The following is a 259-nucleotide window of genomic DNA, read 5'->3' as shown; positions in this document are numbered from 1 at the left end:
AGAAATTCTGGTACAACTCCATTATCAACCGCAACTCATGCCCTTAGAAGCTCAGGAATTTCTTCTCAGCGCATTGCTCCGCTATAAGGACAAACGCTACGGTTTAACTAAAAAAGTAGCTTACAATGCTGTAATTGCCTTCTTTAGTGATGGGCAGCCACAAGCAAGAACCTATCATATTGAAGAAGGAATACTTTCAACGAAGGACTATCTTGGTTCAAGTTTAATTTCCTTTCCTCCTGATGATATTGACTTTGAT

1 protein-coding gene is annotated in these 259 nt (G+C 39.4%); it reads left to right on the top strand.

Annotated elements, in window-relative coordinates; genetic code table 11:
- Nucleotides 1-259 (top strand): hypothetical protein (locus ETC27_RS18125; RefSeq protein ID WP_205742788.1); only part of this gene is annotated, 259 nt, incomplete at both ends.

The sequence above is a fragment of the Onishia niordana genome, from assembly GCF_004798965.1.
Classification (GTDB): Bacteria; Pseudomonadota; Gammaproteobacteria; order Pseudomonadales; family Halomonadaceae; genus Onishia; species Onishia niordana.
Note: the sequence above shows the minus strand (reverse complement) of the source record. Positions and strands in the feature narration are given on the sequence as shown.